General features: G+C 60.3%; 14 protein-coding genes and 6 pseudogenes. 10 read left to right on the plus strand and 10 right to left on the minus strand.

Going from position 1 to position 16,951, the window contains the following annotated elements; translation table 11 throughout:
* The 4 genes and pseudogenes from ACEW8Q_RS14435 to ACEW8Q_RS14450 form a co-directional block, all read right to left on the minus strand.
* A partial coding sequence (locus tag ACEW8Q_RS14435) for a M10 family metallopeptidase (RefSeq protein WP_373504755.1) occupies positions 1-2,916 on the minus strand: 2,916 nt, incomplete at its 3' end.
* A 619-nt stretch (positions 2,917-3,535) separates the two neighbouring features.
* A complete protein-coding gene (locus tag ACEW8Q_RS14440) occupies positions 3,536-4,093 on the minus strand; it encodes a toxin-activating lysine-acyltransferase (RefSeq protein ID WP_373504756.1) in 558 nt (185 codons plus the stop codon).
* Between the two features lie 328 nt (positions 4,094-4,421).
* The gene (locus ACEW8Q_RS14445; RefSeq protein ID WP_373504757.1) at positions 4,422-4,910 is read right to left on the minus strand and encodes a transposase; all 489 of its coding nucleotides are present in this window, start codon (positions 4,908-4,910) and stop codon (positions 4,422-4,424) included.
* A gap of 8 nt (positions 4,911-4,918) precedes the next feature.
* Positions 4,919-5,743 (minus strand): annotated as a pseudogene (locus ACEW8Q_RS14450) (IS701 family transposase); the annotation flags it as partial.
* Here ACEW8Q_RS14450 and ACEW8Q_RS14455 point away from each other — a divergent pair.
* A pseudogene (locus ACEW8Q_RS14455) lies at positions 5,740-6,009 on the plus strand (IS256 family transposase); the annotation flags it as partial. The pseudogenes ACEW8Q_RS14450 and ACEW8Q_RS14455 overlap by 4 nt on opposite strands.
* Positions 6,010-6,038: 29 nt before the next feature.
* On the opposite strand, the gene ACEW8Q_RS14460 reads toward ACEW8Q_RS14455, so the two are convergent.
* A complete protein-coding gene (locus tag ACEW8Q_RS14460; protein WP_373504758.1) occupies positions 6,039-6,482 on the minus strand; it encodes a hypothetical protein in 444 nt (147 codons plus the stop codon).
* A gap of 329 nt (positions 6,483-6,811) precedes the next feature.
* Between ACEW8Q_RS14460 and ACEW8Q_RS14465 the strand changes: the two genes are divergently transcribed.
* Together ACEW8Q_RS14465 and ACEW8Q_RS14470 are read left to right on the plus strand one after the other, a co-directional pair.
* The gene (locus ACEW8Q_RS14465) at positions 6,812-7,819 is read left to right on the plus strand and encodes a hypothetical protein (protein WP_373504759.1); all 1,008 of its coding nucleotides are present in this window, start codon (positions 6,812-6,814) and stop codon (positions 7,817-7,819) included.
* A 436-nt stretch (positions 7,820-8,255) separates the two neighbouring features.
* Positions 8,256-9,145, plus strand: a pseudogene (locus tag ACEW8Q_RS14470) (IS630 family transposase); the annotation flags it as partial.
* 1 nt (position 9,146) lies between these two features.
* Here ACEW8Q_RS14470 and ACEW8Q_RS14475 read toward each other — a convergent pair.
* From ACEW8Q_RS14475 to ACEW8Q_RS14490, 4 genes and pseudogenes are all read right to left on the minus strand, one after another.
* Positions 9,147-9,655 (minus strand): annotated as a pseudogene (locus ACEW8Q_RS14475) (transposase); the annotation flags it as partial.
* A 29-nt stretch (positions 9,656-9,684) separates the two neighbouring features.
* Positions 9,685-9,954 (minus strand): annotated as a pseudogene (locus ACEW8Q_RS14480) (IS630 family transposase); the annotation flags it as partial.
* On the minus strand, positions 9,936-10,553 hold the full coding sequence (locus ACEW8Q_RS14485; protein WP_373504760.1) for a Rad52/Rad22 family DNA repair protein: 618 nt from the start codon (positions 10,551-10,553) through the stop codon (positions 9,936-9,938). The pseudogene ACEW8Q_RS14480 and the gene ACEW8Q_RS14485, both read right to left, overlap by 19 nt.
* Positions 10,554-10,558: 5 nt before the next feature.
* Positions 10,559-11,068: a siphovirus Gp157 family protein gene (locus ACEW8Q_RS14490; protein ID WP_373504761.1), complete on the minus strand. Its 510-nt coding sequence runs from the start codon at positions 11,066-11,068 to the stop codon at positions 10,559-10,561.
* Positions 11,069-11,152: 84 nt separating this feature from the next.
* On the opposite strand from ACEW8Q_RS14490, the gene ACEW8Q_RS14495 reads away from it, so the two are divergent.
* The gene (locus tag ACEW8Q_RS14495; protein ID WP_373504762.1) at positions 11,153-11,401 is read left to right on the plus strand and encodes a multiprotein-bridging factor 1 family protein; all 249 of its coding nucleotides are present in this window, start codon (positions 11,153-11,155) and stop codon (positions 11,399-11,401) included.
* Between the two features lie 63 nt (positions 11,402-11,464).
* Here the strand turns inward: ACEW8Q_RS14495 and ACEW8Q_RS14500 are convergent, their stop codons facing one another.
* Entirely contained in the window at positions 11,465-12,481 is a 1,017-nt protein-coding gene (locus tag ACEW8Q_RS14500; protein ID WP_373504763.1) for a GSU2403 family nucleotidyltransferase fold protein, read from the minus strand.
* 660 nt (positions 12,482-13,141) lie between these two features.
* Here ACEW8Q_RS14500 and ACEW8Q_RS14505 point away from each other — a divergent pair.
* The 6 genes and pseudogenes from ACEW8Q_RS14505 to ACEW8Q_RS14530 form a co-directional block, all read left to right on the plus strand.
* The gene (locus ACEW8Q_RS14505) at positions 13,142-13,711 is read left to right on the plus strand and encodes a hypothetical protein (protein WP_373504764.1); all 570 of its coding nucleotides are present in this window, start codon (positions 13,142-13,144) and stop codon (positions 13,709-13,711) included.
* Positions 13,712-13,788: 77 nt separating this feature from the next.
* Positions 13,789-14,304 carry a hypothetical protein gene (locus ACEW8Q_RS14510; protein WP_373504765.1) on the plus strand — a complete coding sequence of 172 codons (516 nt, stop codon included), beginning with the start codon at positions 13,789-13,791 and terminating at the stop codon, positions 14,302-14,304.
* A 319-nt stretch (positions 14,305-14,623) separates the two neighbouring features.
* Positions 14,624-15,598, plus strand: a complete 975-nt coding sequence (locus ACEW8Q_RS14515) for a class I SAM-dependent methyltransferase (RefSeq protein ID WP_373504766.1) — start codon at positions 14,624-14,626, stop codon at positions 15,596-15,598.
* Positions 15,599-15,601: 3 nt separating this feature from the next.
* Positions 15,602-16,057: a VOC family protein gene (locus tag ACEW8Q_RS14520; RefSeq protein WP_373504767.1), complete on the plus strand. Its 456-nt coding sequence runs from the start codon at positions 15,602-15,604 to the stop codon at positions 16,055-16,057.
* Positions 16,058-16,097: 40 nt separating this feature from the next.
* Entirely contained in the window at positions 16,098-16,346 is a 249-nt protein-coding gene (locus tag ACEW8Q_RS14525; protein WP_373504768.1) for an acyl carrier protein, read from the plus strand.
* 28 nt (positions 16,347-16,374) lie between these two features.
* A pseudogene (locus tag ACEW8Q_RS14530) lies at positions 16,375-16,951 on the plus strand (hypothetical protein); the annotation flags it as partial.

Raw genomic sequence — 16,951 nt, forward strand, 5'->3', positions numbered from 1 at the left:
CGAGATCACGTCGCCTGTGGCATGGCCGCCCGCTGCCAGATTGAGCCCGAGGTCGATCGTCACCGCGCCGTTGGAGCCGGAATAGGACAGCAGGTCGTTGCTGCCGGCACCGCCATCCAGCGTATCGCCGCCATTGCCGCCGCGGATGATGTCGTCACCCGCGCCGCCGTCAATATCGTTGACACCGAAGGTGCCGAAGATCTTGCCGTTGCCACCGCCGTCCAGGTAGTTCTCGAAGCCTTGGGCATCGCGGGCAGAGCTACCGAATGTGAAGGCACCGGTGAACATGTCGAAGAATATGGTGCCAATCGTCGTGGAATAATCCAGCGTGTCGGTGCCATCGCCACCATAGGCATTGTCCAGGCCGTCGCCACCGGCAATGATGATCAGGTCATCGCCGGCGTCGCCGAACACGTCATCGGTGCCGGTTCCGCCACGCAGCGTGTCGTTGCCGTCGCCACCAAGGATCGTATCGTCACCAGCACCGCCGTTTACCGTATCGTTGCCGATGCCAGCATCGATGGTGTTGACGGACGCGTTACCCGTTACGGTGTCGTTGCCATCGCCCATGATGGCGTTCTCGAAGTTGATGTAGGATTCGCCGCCGAATTGGGTAGCGCCCGTCGCCATGTCGAAGATGTAGTTGAAATCCCAGATCGTGTGGTCGATGGTATCGATGTCGGCGCCGCCGTCCATGGTCTCGCCGCCGAGGCCCGAAGACATGTAGTCATTGCCGGTTCCTCCAAGGTATGTCCCGTTACCGCCGTCGGACGAAATGATGTCGTCGCCGCCCTGGCCATCGATGTAGGAGATGTCGTTAGCGCCACCCGGGTTGACCGTGATCGTGTCGCCGAACTGCGTGCCGATGATCCGCTCGATGTTGGCGATGGTGGCCGGGCCGCCATACCCCGGGAAGGACCCATTCATCGTCCAGGTGCCAGCCGTGGTGTCGATCACGACGGCGCCAGACTGGCCTCCAGTGAGATCGGTTCCGTCAACGTCGCTCAGGCTCAACGTATCGACATTGGCGCCGCCATCGACATTGTCGATGAATTCGCTGTCGAGAACCGTGATCGAATCGTCGCCATTGCCGCCATAGATCGTGTCGGTCGAGAAGCCTCCCTGCAGGGAATCGTCGCCATCGCCGCCATAAAGGGTATCGGAGCCGCCGCCGCCCTTGATGATGTCGATGCCGTCTCCACCTGCGATCTCATTGCTGGAGCCATTTCCGGTGATGATGTCGGATTCCGCGGACCCGTTGACATTCTCGATGCTGGAGAAGGTGTCGCCAAAGGCCTCGCCACCCGAAGCGGTGTTGGCTTCGAGGTCGACGATGACAGCCGTCGAGAGGGAATAGTCAACGGTGTCGATGCCGTTGCCGCCATTCAGCGCGTCGGCGCCGCCGCCGCCCTTGAGCGTGTCGTCGTTGTCGCCGCCGTTGAGCGTGTCGGCACCACCACCGCCTTTCATCAGGTCTTCGCCGGCACCGCCATTCAGCGTATCGTTGCCGTCGAGGCCCTGCAGCGTATCGTCGCCGGCATTGCCGGTGAGAACGTTGTTTGCCTGGTTGCCATCGATCACGTCATTGCCGGAGCCGCCAATGGCGTTCTCGATCAGCGAGGCCGTGTTGCCCTGATACATCAGGGCGTTGAACACGTTGCCGCGGGCAATGTTGCCATCACCCAGATTGGCCTGTTGGGTCGCCGAGAACACTGAATACTCGCCCGCCGCGAGGTTGACGTCGAGGTCCGTACTGTAGGCCGACATGTCGTAGGTGTCGGTACCGCCACCATCCCAGATGGTCAGGAAGATGCGGTTGCCGCCGGGGGTGATGGTCGTCAGGCCATTGACCACCGTGTTGCCGTTCAGCGGGTTCCACGTATAGGTCGTGTTCCCGCTGTTGGTGGAGTAATCCGCGCCATACATGTGCTGCAGTGCGGCGATGTCATACATCATGTAGGTCTGGGCATAGCCATATTGTTCGTTGCTATACCCGCCGATCAGCGGATCGCCCACATAGGAGCGGTAGGTCATCACCGAGTATTCCATGGAATCCAGGTTCGCCGGCATCGCGCCGAAGATATTGGTTTCCTGCCCGTGCTTGAGGCCCAGCGAATGGCCAAGCTCGTGCAACACGGTGTGCCAGTCATAGTCACCCATCACCGGGGTCCGGCCCGATCCGCCGAAGAAGGCATCGCCACCTTCGACGTCGTTACTGGGGTAGTAGGCATAGGCGGTGCCGGGATTGGACGTGTTCGCCAGCCGGATGGTGCCCGTACCATTCGCGCCGTTGTAAGTAATACCCAGATTGGTGAAGCCTTCGACGGAGAAACCGGCAGCTCCAGCAGGCTGGGTATATTGAGCGGCGTTCAGCGCGAAATGCATCGCCACCACCTGCTGAGCGTCGATGTGCTGGAAGTTGGTGAAGAGCTCGTCATGCCCAGCCTGATACTGATTTGCCGCCGTCGGATCGCTGTAGGTGATCGCACCGCCAGCCCAGCCATTGCCGCGCAGCAGCCCGTCGATCCCCTGATTGCCGGTGGCAGCAACGGCGAATATGGTGCCGCCACTGCCGTTCTCGGCCCGGTCATCATTCCCACCGGCGGGCGCGGCAGATGCGCTGTCTCCGCCGCAGGATGGGCAAGCGCATCTCCCGATTGGAGCGTCGAACTGCGTATCGTAACCAACATCCGGGACTCCAACTCCATAGTCGGCCGACAGGGACAGTGCAGAGCCTCCCGTCATCCGTCCCGAGAAAATACTTCCCATGCTGGGCAGATCAGGTTGTCCGAGGTCGCTTGGTTCCAGACCGGTGCCGTCAACGGTTGCCAGGGAAGATGCGCCTGCGACAGCGGCCAGCAGCGCCAGTTCGTCGCTCGAGAGTTCGTCAGTACCAAGAATGTCGAGTTTTGCCATGAGTTTTCTCCCTGGGCGATAAAAGCCCTTCAGCTACCGCGTGGTTGCCTGTCAGTTTGAAGTCGGAAGTGTTGTCTCCGGGGACCCGCCGCGACAGCGACGGCCGGCTTTCCTGTCCGCGCACGAGTAGCTGCCGTTCCGCCTGGCTCCGCTCCTCAGTCCGCCGACATCTGGATCGCCTGTGGCGTCTTGAACGACTGGAATAGCCATGTCCGTCAATCTCCTTTGAAAGTCAAAAACCAGTTACTGCCTGCCGCGCTCACGGCAGGACATTGGTTTGGAATTTAAGTCTGTTGACGTTCAGGCCATTCGGCCCGATGCCAAAAAGCCGAACCCGCAGCAGTGGCGCATCCCGCTACTGGTATCGATTACTACTTGCAGGCAAAGCGTTGCCTGATGTCAGCAACTCGAAGCTGTTTGGTTTATCTCAAGACGCCATGCGGGCCTCACTTGGCTATCGCCTAAGGAAAGAACCGCCCCCTCATAAGAAATACAACTCCATTGAACCTGAAAGTCAAGACACATTATTACCATTCTCTTACCAACGGCCTGTACGATATTCGTCCAGCGCAAGGCGGATTGAGGCCATGCGAACATCAATGCCAAAGCAGGCGCGGTGTCAGTTCGGGAGGGTTCCGGAGGGAGTATGTGTGGCCGCTTCGCCGTCATCGGCGGCCTGCCCGTTCTGCGATTTCCGCTTGATGTGCTTGCCGACGAAATCATTAACGTTCAGGCGCACGGGGCGGGTCGAGCCATCCGGATAATAGCGCTTGAAATACATGGTCTGCTTGCCGCTGATGAGCTTGCGCGCTTCATCGACCATGAATCGGTGGACGGCGAAATCGGTCGCCGACCATGCGTTGAAGACAATGCACTCGCCCTGCAGGCAATCCTGATAGGAGAGGCCCGCCCTGCCCTCGACCCAATCCTCGGCCTTGTCTCGTGTCACGAAGCCCCAGCCCGCAAATCCGTGCACGTTCTTAGTGGCATCGACCACGAAGCTGTAATGGCCACGGTTGATTTGGCCGGCAAGGATGCGCGACCAGTTGCCGAACTTGAGATTGGCGAAGGCAGGTTTTGTCATCAGATGCGCGACGGCAAATCCCAGTGCGGTCTGGGGCAGGCTCGGCCGGAAGATCCTGAAAGGAGTATGAGGCTTGGAGATATTGTTCGCCATGATGCAAACCTAATGAGATCACGTGAAAGAGTGGCCCCATGGGTGCGGCTTGTCAAGACGGCGAGACACGAGATCGTGTCCCCGTGCGTTCTCTAATCGCGTCTGTCAAGCGGGATATCAGGATATCGCTGGTCAGGCTCAAGGTTCTCTTCGAGGTCAGCGCTGCGTGGTTGCCTCATCATGGCGTTGGATACGCTCAGCCAACCAATGTGGTGTTCGCGGTCACCGGGCGTGTCCGGCACTCGCATTCGTGGGATCGGTCTCGGCTGCGCCATTGTCCTGACCGGACGATTACGCTGATGTCAGCGTAACATGATGCGTGCTGTTGTCATGCGGTTTGGCTCGCTCCCTTGGCCGACCACCGGAATGGCTCCCCGGATGTCCACATTGCATGAAGGATCACGGCGAGTTTACGCGTCACGGCAACCTCTGCCTTGCGGTAGCCGCCTCGACGGGCATTACGCAGCCCCCAGCTCTTGAGAGAAGAGAACTGAGGAACACGGGTCAACAGAGCATTTGCCGCTTCATAGAGACTGCGTCGGAGAAAGTCGTCGCCCCGCTTCGAAACACGTCCGGATCGCATCGTCTCGCCGGAGGCATATATGCGGGGCGTCAAGCCAAGGTATGCCCCGGCACTCGACGAACGTCGAAACCGTGCGGGATCATCGATGGTTGCAACAAAGCCCAACGCCGTTATCACCCCGACACCGGGAACTGACATGAGGTGCCGAACGGCAGAATTGCGCCGCGCTGTCGAGCGAACCTGCGCATCAAGAAGGCGTATCTGTTCTAACATTACTTTGGCAGATTCAATCATGAAGTTCTTTATCCAACCATTGGCGGCAGTGCGGGCATCGCGAAGGTGTTGACTGCAGCATGAGAGTGGTGATGGCGTGACGAACGGTTGGCAGGCTTGGCCGAGGTGGTGGACCGTGGTGTCTTTTTTTCCCGCCCCGCTTCGGCGAGGCGACGATGCTGCAAGAAGGCGTAAGCGATCATCGTCAGCAAGGCGTGTCGATGAAGCCCTTGCCAGGATCGTCCTTCGAAGTGATCGAGTCCCAGTTCCTCCTTCACCTGCTGATGCGCCTGTTCGCAAATCCAACGGGCTTTGACGATCGCCGCCAATCTGGGCAGTTTCGTTTCGGGCGGCAGGTTGGCGAGATAGTGCTTCGTCTCGCCGCTGGTGCGGCGCTCACCGATCAGCCAGACTTCTTCTCCGGGGAGATGCTGCTGCCCCTTATCGCCGATCCGCTGTGGCGGCCCATCGGCGACACGCACGCGGATAGCGGCAAAACGTGCCTTCAGTGCCCCCTTGGTTCCCTGCCGCCAACTGATGGTTCGCCATCTGGTGGCCGCCAGCATCTCTTCGGCTGGCTTTGAGAGGATGTCTGGGATGTGGCGCTGGCGAGGACGCCCCCGGCCCGCGACAGGAAAGATCAGCTTCACATCCGCCGAATAGACCTTCTGGCGTCCGGGAATGCCGACCGCCCATACCAGGCCACGAGCGGTAAGACCCTGTCGGAATGGCGCACTCAGGCCGTATCCGGCGTCTGCCAGTACAGCCCCAAAGCGAACGCCTGCGGCGATCACCCGGTCAATCTCCGCAAGCGCGATCTCCGGCTTGCTGCGCGCATCACGATAATCCGCAGGGAAAGGTTGGCTTTCACGGCGGCATGATCGAGGTTAAGCGGCCGCGGGTCCGCACGCCGAAGGGCAAGGAGATCCCTCTTCCGAGCTGGGAGGCGGCACGGGATGCCGGGTTCCTTGAGCAGTGGGCGGTGAACCTGACGCTCATGAATGTGGCGATGCGCAAGTTCGGCCGGGCGGTGCGGCTACCTGAGGCGACGGTTCCATCTGGAAAGGAGTCCGGGCTCTCGAAGTCGGCGGTATCGCGTCGGTTTGTTGCGCTGACGGCGAATGCGCCACCAACATGACACGGGGTTCTTCAATCTCCCTTCTTGGACAGCGCGCGGTTGATGCGGCGCACGCTCTTTGATGCCTTCGACAGCAGAAGCAGATCCGCCTCGCTGACCTCCGAAAGGACACTACCTAGCTTGGCTTCAACGACGCCCACAGATTTATTGCCGGAATTGGTTAGCGACAGGCGGTTGATGGATTTGCCGTCTTTCAGCGCTGTCGTCTTGATGGAAATGAACTCAGCCTTCTTGAGGCCCTCGAGAATCTTGGACACCCGCTGCCGCGAGAACCCCAGCTTCTTGGACAGAACCTTCTGCTGGCACTCTTCATCCGCCAGGATGGTCTTCATGACCAGCCATTCCCCGATGGTGACCTTTCCTTCGAGGAAATCCTCGTTCCTATTCAGGATCGTGTTCAGGTGGAGCGAGGCGCGAAGGAACTCCGCAAGATATTCATGTGGCAGGGTAATCATCTGTAAATCTCCATACTTGTGTCATTTCGTACGCCGACGCGTCAGCGCCTCTTTCCGGAATCGCTGCCGCTTCGGGCCTAGTATTTGGCGAATGTGGAAAATCTTGTCAATAGTGTTGACAGATTCTGCGGTCTAGAAGCGCCGCAAGCAGGCGTCGTCAACGAGGTGCTCGGACCTTGATCTGCCCTCACCTTGGCAGTATGGCTAGCGCGCGAGAACGCGCTTGATACAACTGAAGTTTCCTGATCCGGTAGGGACGGCGGGTGACGGCATGACATGCGTAACCGCAGACGATGAAAGTTGCGCGGTATTTGATTGGGTGTTCAAAAATGACGACGTCTTCCGCTGGTGCGGACGGAATGCAAAGGTCACGGCTGTTCCTTCATATTGGCCAGCCCAAGACCGGGACAACTTCGCTCCAGTCGTTTCTGGCACTGAACCGCGGCAAATTGATTGAAGAGGGTTGGCTCTACCCCAAGGCGGGCCGGCAAGCCTCTGGTCATCATCAGTTTGCGAAGTTTTTTCGCAACGATCCTCCGGATTGGATTCAGGACGCCGACCCGGAACTGGTGAGAAAGCAACTACGCGGCGAGATCAAGCGGACCGGTGCTCAGAACGTTGTCATCAGTTCAGAGGCGTTTTTCATCATTCGTGAGCCAGCCAAGGTCCATGACTATTTCAAGCTGTTTGACGTGACCATCGTCGTCTACTTGCGGCGGCAGGACGAATGGCTGGAGTCCCTCTACCGTGAACAACTCAAGAATGGAGCGACGGACCTTCCGCCTGCGGAATATCTGAAGCGTGTCTCCAAGTCATTGAATTACTGGCAGGTGCTGGAGCGCTGGCGGAAAGTGTTCGGCGAGGCCAAGATTATCGTGGTACCGTTCGAGAGGTGCGGAAAGGCGATCTCGTCGGAGGCCATGTTCCTCAAGGCCGTCGAACTGGAAAGCGGCACAGGACTCACCCCGGTCACGGCGAAAAACGAGCGGTTGAACCGGGATTGCCTGCAATTCCTCGCCCGCATGAAAACGTCGCGCCGCATCGGTCGGCGATTCGCGCTGATCAAGGATGCCCTGGCCGAGTATTCCAAAGCCAATCCGGATGAGCCGGCCCATCTCTACTTCTTTCCTCCGAAAGTCCGGGCACAACTGGTCGCAAGATACCGGGAGTCGAATGACAGGGTTGCCAAACTGTACTTGGGTGAATCCCAGGGTGCGCTGTTCCATCAGGCTCCGCCCGACCCGTCTGAGCCCTGGAATCAGCATCCGGAACTGAGAGCACAGCGTGCAGTGCTGATCTCAGAGTACCTTCTGGAAAGATTCATTGCTTTGGAATGAATTGACCTTCTTCGCTGGGTCTAACATTTGGCGTCCAAACCCAGTCGACAATCACGATGCTGCATCGCAATAGCTTGGAAAGAAGACGAACAACCTCAAGCCATCCGACGCAGCCGTTCATACCAGCCCTGTGAGGTACACGCCCCCAGCAAGAATGCTGCAGGGACTTGTCGCCAATGACAAGCGTGGAAACCGCCACAATGCCGGTTGAGTTCTTCACCTGGCTTCTGGAAGCGGCCCTATTCATGGGTTTTGACTTAGCGGCTTATCTTTCAGACAATGCCGACGTGTAGGAAGGGGTATCGACCGGCCGTATCCCAGGGCTGCGGCACTTCGCCTTGCATGGGCACTTATACCAGAGGCTCCTGGGTGTGACTCACGGGGATTCCACTGAAGTTGTAGTTCTGATTCACTGGGCGCGAGGAGGATTCGCACCATGCCATCAGCAGTGCCCTTGCGGACGGATTTTTCGGCACGGGAACTTCGCCGGTTGGCGAAGCAGTCTCGGGACAGCAATCAGAGCCGACGGCTGCTGTCGCTGGCGGCGGTGTTGGACGGGATGAGCCGCGACGACGCGGCCCGGATCGGTGGCATGGACCGACAGACGCTTCGGGACTGGGTTCACCGGTTTAATATGGGCGGTCCCGATGCATTGCTCGATGCCTGGACCAACGGCCCCACGCCACGCCTGTCAGTGGAGCAGAAGAGCGAACTGGCGGCCCTCGTCGAAGCGGGCCCCGACAGACGGGCCGACGGTGTGGTGCGGTGGCGGCGTATCGACCTCAAGCTGGTGATCAAGAAGCGCTTCGGTGTGGACTTTCACGAACGGTATGTCGGAACGATCTTGAAGAAACTGGGGTTCTCGCACGTCAGCGCCCGTCCGCGTCACCCCGGGCAGGACGTCGAAACCATCGCAGCGTTTAAAAAAACTTCCCGCAAACGCTAAGTGCCCATCTCGCTGATTTGCGAGAGGCCACACCGGTCGAGATCTGGTTTCAGGACGAGGCCCGCATCGGTCAGAAAAATGGCATCGTCCGCCAATGGAGCAGACGCGGATCAAGGCCCCGCCAACCGGCCGATCAGCGCTATGAGAATGCCTATCTCTTTGGCGCCATATGTCCGGCACGAGGAACCGGGGCAGCTATTGCCGTGCCATACGCCGACACTGAGGCCATGCAACTGCATCTCAATGAGATATCCCGCCATGTCGCCAGGGGCGCCCACGCCGTTCTCCTTCTCGACCGGGCCGGTTGGCACACAACGACAAACCTCGACGTGCCCGACAACATCACGCCAATCCTCCTGCCTTCGCGCGCGCCCGAACTTATTTGCCGCCACGGCCGGGATGATAGTGGAATACGACACCGGGCGGGGCGGGGCCACCCCAACCCCGGTCATCGCGCAGCACAGCCCCACAGGTAGCCAGTCTTCGTCTTGCCGCGTCCGGGATCGAGAACCGGGGCCGTCGTCTCGTCGACATAGAGCCGGGAGCTTCCGTTCTTCAGCAACACGGCCATGCGATCGACCACCGGCGCGATCAGGGCACCCGTGGCCCATCCAGTCGGCGAGGACCGAGCGGTCGATTGGCACCCCGTGACGGGCCATGACCACGGCCTGGCGGTTCAGCGGCATGTGCTCGGAATGCTTGGCCACCGCGATATGCGCCAGCAGCGCTTCCGTCGGCCAGCTTCTCTCCAGCAGATGCGCCGGAGCTGCGGCCTGAAGCACCCCTGTCCGCCCCTTGGGGCAGGCGTAGCGGGGGCGGATCGTCACGATGACCTGATAGCGCGCCGGGATGATATCGAGACGCTCCGAGCGGTCCTCGCCGATCCTGACCCAGACTCGCATGCGCAGGCTTCAAAGGGAATCCAGAAACGGACTCTTCCGTCAGGCGGTGACCAGTAGTAGGCGGCGTAGTTGGTGAGAATGACAAGCACTGCTTTGTCGTCCGGCACACGGGCGTTGATGGTCTTCAAGAAGCGGACGAACGCCTGGTGGCGATGGCGCTGCAGGATGCCGCCTATCACTGTTCCATCGAGCACGTTGAAAGCCACGAACAGCGTTGTCGTGCCGTGGCGCTTGTCGTCATGGGTCATGGTTCCAAGGCGTCTCTTCGTCAGCGGCAGGCCTGGCTGACCTCCCTTCTGGCGCCAGGGAATGCCGTGTGAGGCTGCGGAAGAAGGCGGAAGCCAGAGCGCGGATCATGATGGCGGTGGCGGCCAGTGCCGTGCGTCCCTCGATGCTGTCGTCGCTGTCCTGGCGCGCGGCGAGGTCTTTCAACTCGACGTGGAGCAGGACGAGGCGGCGGTAGATCTCGAGACCCGAGAGACGGGGCGAGCCCGAAGGCATTTCCGAAGGTCATCAGCGCCCGCTTGGTGGCATCGGTTTCGGCCGCCTTGGCGGCGACCTCGTGGGCTTGTCCCGGCGAGGCGACATTGGCCTCGCCAGCACCTGAGCCCTCGCGGATGATGGTGCGCTCCCCGGCCCGGACGGTGATCCGCACCCGCGCCGCGTAGGCGGCACAATAGCGGTCGCCTATCTGCTTGGAATAGACGCAAGTGGAAGCCAACGTCTCGCGATCCCAGCCCTCGAAGCCGAAGATGCGGTTGGCTTCCGCGATGACATGCCAGCCTTCGAGAAAGGAGAGGATTTGGCCCTCAGCGACCCGGCTCCTCACGTGATCGGGGTTGAGCCGGGCCCTGAGCTGACGCCGCTGTGTGGGGGTGAAGCTCATGGGCGTCACTTCGTCCGCACCGAGAGGCAGACCCGGGGGGTGGAGAGGGAGGTTCCCAGGACTGCGTCCCCGGCTTTCAGTACCTCGAGGATGCGGCGGCGGTCGAGCTTCGGGCCTTGCGGCACCCAGAACCATTCGGGGATCAGCGCCTCGTCCGTAATCTCCACCGCAGGCGGAGCCGGCCGGAGCGAGATCGTGACATCGGGAGCAGTGATCTTCTCAATCCGGGCCTCGCCCATGACACTCAAGGCCAGCTCGCGCTTCTTGTGCGCCCGCTCCTCGATGCGCGACAGCCGGGATTCCAGTTCATCCATGCGCCCGCGCAATCCGCAGGCCATGGCTTCATCCTCCAAAGCGGAGCGGATCACGGCGGTTACCGCCTCATGCAGGCTGGCGATGCCCTCGAGCGTATCCGCGAGGGTGGTGTCGTCGATCTCGGGGTCTTGGGCGAGGAGACGGCGACGAAGTTCGTGGAATCGGTTAAGTTCGGTGGCTATGGTTGAGGTGTTGTGCATCGCGTTCTCCTGTTTGTCATCACGCATGATATTAAATATATCACACTATCCCACTTGTCAACAACCTCGATTGGACTCCGTCTGATGCGCTATGCTGAACAACTCCGTGCCGCACGCGCCCTTCTCGGCTGGACCCAGGACCAGCTGGCGGCGCAGTCGGGTGTGGGAATCGCCACCATCCGGCGCATGGAGGCCCAGAACGGCCCGATCCGGGCCATCAGCGATACCGTGTGGCGGCTGCAGTCGGCGCTCGAACGCGCCGGCGTGGTGTTTTTCTCCGAGGACGGGACCCACGGCCCCGGCGTTCGGCTAGCGGGGGTACCGAAGAGTTGAAGCCCGGAGGGCGCTCGGTCAGCTTCAATCCTGACTGGACCGTGCGCCTTCCCCTTCAGGGCGTCAGATCGTGATGTCTGCGGTGTCCAGCCTGTCCCTGATCCATGGCGCCTGCGACAGGCTGGCCTGCAGCAGGTCGGGCCACTGGGCTGCCGCGATGGCCCAGGCCGCCCGGAGATCGTCTGGCCGATCCCGGATCAGGATGTCCAGGAGCGCCGTGGCCTGGTCCAGATCTGTCGCAGCCCGCTCCGTCCTGTTGGCCCCGGCATGGCAGTGCGCCATCAGCAGTGCGTGCAAGGCAAAGCGCTCCGGTCGCGGAATACGCAGCAACACGCCATGGCGATAGGGCAGTGCGGCCGCGATCGATTGCTCAATCAGGAACTTCATCAGGGGCGGTGCGCGATAATCGTCGGACGACAAGGGCCAGACCGGGGTGCCGTCCGGACTGACACGAGGCGTGAGGTAGGTGATCCGCACGTCGCGTGACGCGGAAGGCCAGGACAGGGGCCAGACGGGATCAAAGGGGACAGACGCCCGAAGCTTGAGTTCGCCTGTTACCTCATACAGTCCTTCGTCGACCGGTTCCAGGGCAGCAAGCGGGATGCAGGAGGGAACAGACCGCGACAAACAGGACTGCTGCGTGGTCGTCAGCCGGCAACCCAGTTCAAGGGCAGAGAGTTCAAACGCAGGCTCGCCCATCAATACCGCGCCGTGCCGGAAACCACCCAAGGCTGAAAAGGCCGAGAGGAAACTTCCCGTGCCGCCGTCGATAAGGGCAACGCGTTCTGCCTGGAGGAACCGCACGAAGCTGCGGCGCTCCTGCTGCCGGACGGCAAAGGCCGCGCGCTGCTCAGCATGGGCGCGAAGCTTCTCCTGCAAGGCCGAGCTGTCAGGTCCCAGGTAGCGGCTCTTCACGCTGGCGCCGACCCGGTAGCTGTCATACCAGAAACGCCCGCCACCCCGGGACTTGCAGATGGCAACCCCGCGCAAGCCCAGCTCCGGCTCTGCAGCGAGGCTGGCCAACAGTGCGCGGTAGGCGGCCTGCGCCAAAGGGCTGTGAGGGGTTGAGGTCTGAAGCAAGAACGATCCACCAGAATGAGGGGAGGTGATATGCAAACGTGACGGCCATGATAGCCGACCCCGCGCCCGCGCTCCACAGGACCGAATGCGTCTGTTGGGCAAAAGGCCCGTCTTTTCCTCCATCTTTGCCCAACAGATGCAATTTCGTTGGGCAGGCATGGGCTAGGGACTTTCTATCATGCCCAGCACGTCAGATTCTTGTTGGGCAAAGATTTCCGAGGGTAAAATTGCAGAATGCAAGAACAGGGATGCGGGAGGCTCATCACCCATGGGAAGTGAGACCCAGCGATTTTCCGCAAAGCCCGTCCATTGCACAGTGATTCCCGTTAGATTCGGTGCTGTTTCTGACCCATTTTCTGCCGTTACCGGCTCAAACTCACGCGTTCGCGGAACATATTTTGCACTGAAAACCTCGCAAGAGGGTTCGGATCAGGGGCTTGCATTCCGGTATAATGACATCACGCGACATCGCTTCCTCTCATTCTGCACAGGCGATGGGAGCGTGGAAGGCACGGCGTCCGCGTTGTTTCTCAGGTCACCTGCGAGGCACGTTGGCCACACTTGCAAATGACAGATCAAGGACTGGTTGTAACGATGTCTAATTCTTCAAAGTCCCCAACGGAGCCCATTGTTCCGCCTGCACTCCGACCGATATTTGATGTGAAGCCGCTTCTCTATTACGAGAGGGAGGCGGACTACGATGCCTTGCTGGCATCAGTTATCATGAGCATCTCCCCAAGAGATAGCGTCGAGTTCATCAAGGCCAAGGAAGTCACGGACTGCATCTGGGAAGGCACGCGGCTCAAGAGGCTGCAACATGATGCTGTAACGGCCGAACTGCCGAAGGCCGTGCATGACCTCATCGGAGCGCAATTTGCGCAAACGGCGGGGAACGATTTCAATATGGACGGAGAGTCCGCAAAGGAAGATGTCTACAAGAGAACGCGAATGGCAACACAGAAGGATGCAGTGAAGCGCCCTTTGCGTGATCTTCTGAAATACTACAACGTCGACGAGCAAGTGGTCCATGCCATGGCGTTCAAGAGTGCCCTCCCCTTTGTCGAAAAGATAGTCGGCATAAGGGATGCTGTCGAACAGCGTGGCGAAAAGGCTCTTCGATCGATCGAGCAGCGACGTTTGTCGCTGGCGGCCCAGACTCGCAGTCTTACGCATGGAAAGGGCGGCTCCATCATCCACGACGTCACCGAAGTTTACGGCAACAAGACTTGAGTGCAGCCTCAAAATCAAAGTCCATCAAGGGACGCGCGCTCAATGCGACGAAACATGGCCTAACTAGGAACCGCCGCATGCTCGCGCCTGATTCCGAAGTTGACGCTCTTGCGGCCTCCCTCCTGGACGATTGGGTTGTTTCAGAGCCGGTCCGCAATGCTGCATGTGAGGCCGCCCGCGCCATCATACATCATCGTAATGTCTCGAAGATGCGCATCGAGGAGATGAACAGGATCGCTACCCATTCGACTGTGAGCCATCGATTCGATGAATGGTTCAATGACCTCGCCTGGGTGGATTGGAGGCGCATTCCCAGGAACCCGGACCCAGCCGTACGGGGACTCGACGTCTGGAAGCCCTTTATGCCTTCCGCTGCCTGGCTCGAGCATTGGGTGAAAGAGTTCAGAGAAGAAACCACCAGCACCGAAACAGAACTCATCGTTCGGGCCATGACGGCTGTATTCCTAAACTACAATAGGAGTCTCGTGACACTCGGTGTTTATGAGCGCAAGGCACGCTCTCGATGCAATAAGCTATTGAACAGGTTAGATTATTTTAAACTTGAAGCCAAACGGGGTGGGTCTCGGATCTGACTATGCAGAAGGCAACTCAAAAGGATTCTCAAACTGAAATACAACTAATAGATGCAGTTTGGCAAAACGAAATTCTCTCCGCACGGTGACTTAGAATTGGACTTCTTCGAAGACGCAGCTTTAATTGTATGATAAATTGGGCGTTCCCCTAATGTCAAAAGAACAAAAAATCCCTGTACGGGCTGCGCGTCCATGCCAAAGCGCCGGTCGCGCCGCCCTCCGGCAAACTGGAGAGGCCGCGCCGGATGCTTGAAATCATGGCCTGAAACTGCGACCTGAACGGCACCCCCTACTCAACGGACATCTTCAAGGAAATCCAATGTCGGAAGCACTGCCCAATGTCTCGACGGGCCGCCCAAATTTTGATCTGATCCTGGATACCATCCTGAAGTCTTGGCCCCAGCACGAGCGTTATCTCCGGGTGAACGTCGCGGAACGGGATGGCGAGTTGATGGATTTCTCGGAGGAACTCTCCGCCATCATCTGCAAGCTGGGCCGCGAGGGTCACGATGGCCTTGCCTCCCTCGTGGAGGACTACCGCTTCATCTGCGAGAAGATCGTTCTGCCGGAAGAGCTGTACTTCCGGCGCCATGGCACCTACCGCCTCAAGACCTTCGAGGAGGCCTTCCGGACGGTCTATTCCGACCGCGCATTCATGACCCGCTACATGAACGGCCTACTGGTGACGGACGTCATCTGGATCAACCACTGCCGCTGCATGATGAACTACCGGAAGGAGTTCCTTCCGATGCTGAAGGAGGGTGCAAGCCTTCTCGAGATCGGCCCGGGCCACGGGCTTCTGCTCTACCTTGCCGACGCGATGGAGAACGTGAGCAAGGTGACGGCCTGGGACGTGTCGGACGCCAGCCTGGCGCTCGCGGCCTCGACGCTGAAGACCATGGCGGCCCGGCGCCCGGTGACCTTCGAGAAGCGCAACATCTTCGACGCCTCGATCATGAACCCGGAATTCGCCGCCCGCTTCGACGGAATCGTGCTGAGCGAAGTGCTCGAGCATCTCGAGGACCCCTTGAAGGCCATCGAGGTGCTTTATCACGCCTGCAAGCCTGGCGGCCTCGTGTGGATCAACGTGCCCGCCAACAGCCCCGCTCCCGATCACCTCTATCTCGTGAGCGACATCTCCGAACCGGTGGCACTGGTGAAGCAGGCCGGCTTCGAGGTCGTGGCCGAGCATTTCTATCCGACCAGCGGAACCACGCCCGAGAAGGCAAGGGCCAGGAAGCTCACGGCCAACTGCGTGATCATTGCCCGCAAACCCGTCTCCGTGGCGGGCTGAGACGTGCTGGGCCTCGATCATGTCGGCCTCCTGACGCCAGATGTGGACAAGGCCACGGCGGAATTCGCCCGCGTGCTGAATGCCACCGCGGCCACGCGCCGCTTCGACGACGAGATTCTGACCGTGTCGGTCCGCTTCCTGCGCGGGCCCGATGGAATGGTCTACGAGATGATCGCGCCCCTGGGCGGCAACTCGGTCGTCAGCGCCGCGCTTCGCAAGGGCCAGAGCATCATCAACCAGCTCGCCTATCGCACGGCCTCGATTGCCGATGATACCGCGGCGCTGAAGCCGCAGGGCTTCATGCCGCTGGGCCCTGCAAAACCGGCCATTGCCTTCGGCGGCGCCCCTGTCCAGTTCCTGCTGTCGCCGATGGGCTTCATCGTCGAACTGATCGAGGCGCCGGACCATGTCCATGATTTCCACCCGCTCGACCGCAGCACCCTATCCGTAGGGCCATGATGATCATTGGCGACACGTCATTGTTACAAGGAACAACACCATGACCAGATCAGACATACTCGACCGCATTGCCATGCACCTCGGCGAGGTGCTCGATCTCGAGGACGTGAAGCTCACCGAAGCCAGCACGGCGGAGGACTTCGAGGAGTGGGACAGCGTGAACCATGTCCGCCTGCTGATCCGCATCGAGCATGATCTGGGATTCCAGTTCAACACTGAAGATGTCGGCATGGTCCAGACCGTCGGCGAACTGGTCGACCTCATCGCAGCCCGGCAGCCGAAGGCCTGATCACCTTCCTGCAACGGGAGCCGGACGGATGGCGCAGAAACTGATTGATCTTCCCTGGCTACCGCCCACGCCTGCAGACTGGCTGGAGCGGACGAAGCAGATCGCAACGGACTCAGGCGATGCCGGCGCCGAACTCCGCACGCTGGCCTCGTTCCGTCTCGACGCCTCGAAATCGACGGCGCTGCGCCGTGCCGCCACAAGGCTCCGCAAGGCCGGCAACACGCTGGCTCCGCTCTCGGCTTTGAGGCTGGGCATCACCGCGGCCAACACCTTCGACCTCGTGCTCGATTGCCTGCCCGCGGCGGCGATGCGCCATGGCGTGGCGCTCGACACGTTACAAACGCCCTACGGCATGATCGTGCAGCCGGTTCTCGACCCCACCTCCACCGTTTACACATCGAAGCTCGATGCGCTGCTGATCGTCGTCGACCACCGCTGGCTGGGCCTCGACACGCCCGCCCCCGATCCGGCCGAACACGCAGCGGTCGATGCGGCGCTGGCCCAGATCGAAAGCCTGCTTGAGGGCTTGCGCACCCATGGCGGCCCGCCCGCCATCATCCAGACGCTGGCGCTTCCGCTGTCGAACCTGTTCGGCAGCTTCGATG

The organism is Aestuariivirga sp., assembly GCF_041738905.1.
Classification (GTDB): domain Bacteria; phylum Pseudomonadota; class Alphaproteobacteria; order Rhizobiales; family Aestuariivirgaceae; genus Aestuariivirga.

Excerpts from the sequence above, each read along its gene's own strand:
- ACEW8Q_RS14440 (WP_373504756.1), bottom strand. The coding sequence starts at position 4,093 with ATGGCGAACAATATCTCCAAGCCTCATACTCCTTTCAGGATCTTCCGG.
- ACEW8Q_RS14445 (WP_373504757.1), bottom strand. The coding sequence starts at position 4,910 with ATGATTGAATCTGCCAAAGTAATGTTAGAACAGATACGCCTTCTTGAT.
- ACEW8Q_RS14460 (WP_373504758.1), bottom strand. The coding sequence starts at position 6,482 with ATGATTACCCTGCCACATGAATATCTTGCGGAGTTCCTTCGCGCCTCG.
- ACEW8Q_RS14465 (WP_373504759.1), top strand. The coding sequence starts at position 6,812 with ATGACGACGTCTTCCGCTGGTGCGGACGGAATGCAAAGGTCACGGCTG.
- ACEW8Q_RS14485 (WP_373504760.1), bottom strand. The coding sequence starts at position 10,553 with ATGAGCTTCACCCCCACACAGCGGCGTCAGCTCAGGGCCCGGCTCAAC.
- ACEW8Q_RS14490 (WP_373504761.1), bottom strand. The coding sequence starts at position 11,068 with ATGCACAACACCTCAACCATAGCCACCGAACTTAACCGATTCCACGAA.
- ACEW8Q_RS14495 (WP_373504762.1), top strand. The coding sequence starts at position 11,153 with ATGCGCTATGCTGAACAACTCCGTGCCGCACGCGCCCTTCTCGGCTGG.
- ACEW8Q_RS14510 (WP_373504765.1), top strand. The coding sequence starts at position 13,789 with ATGCTCGCGCCTGATTCCGAAGTTGACGCTCTTGCGGCCTCCCTCCTG.
- ACEW8Q_RS14515 (WP_373504766.1), top strand. The coding sequence starts at position 14,624 with ATGTCGGAAGCACTGCCCAATGTCTCGACGGGCCGCCCAAATTTTGAT.
- ACEW8Q_RS14525 (WP_373504768.1), top strand. The coding sequence starts at position 16,098 with ATGACCAGATCAGACATACTCGACCGCATTGCCATGCACCTCGGCGAG.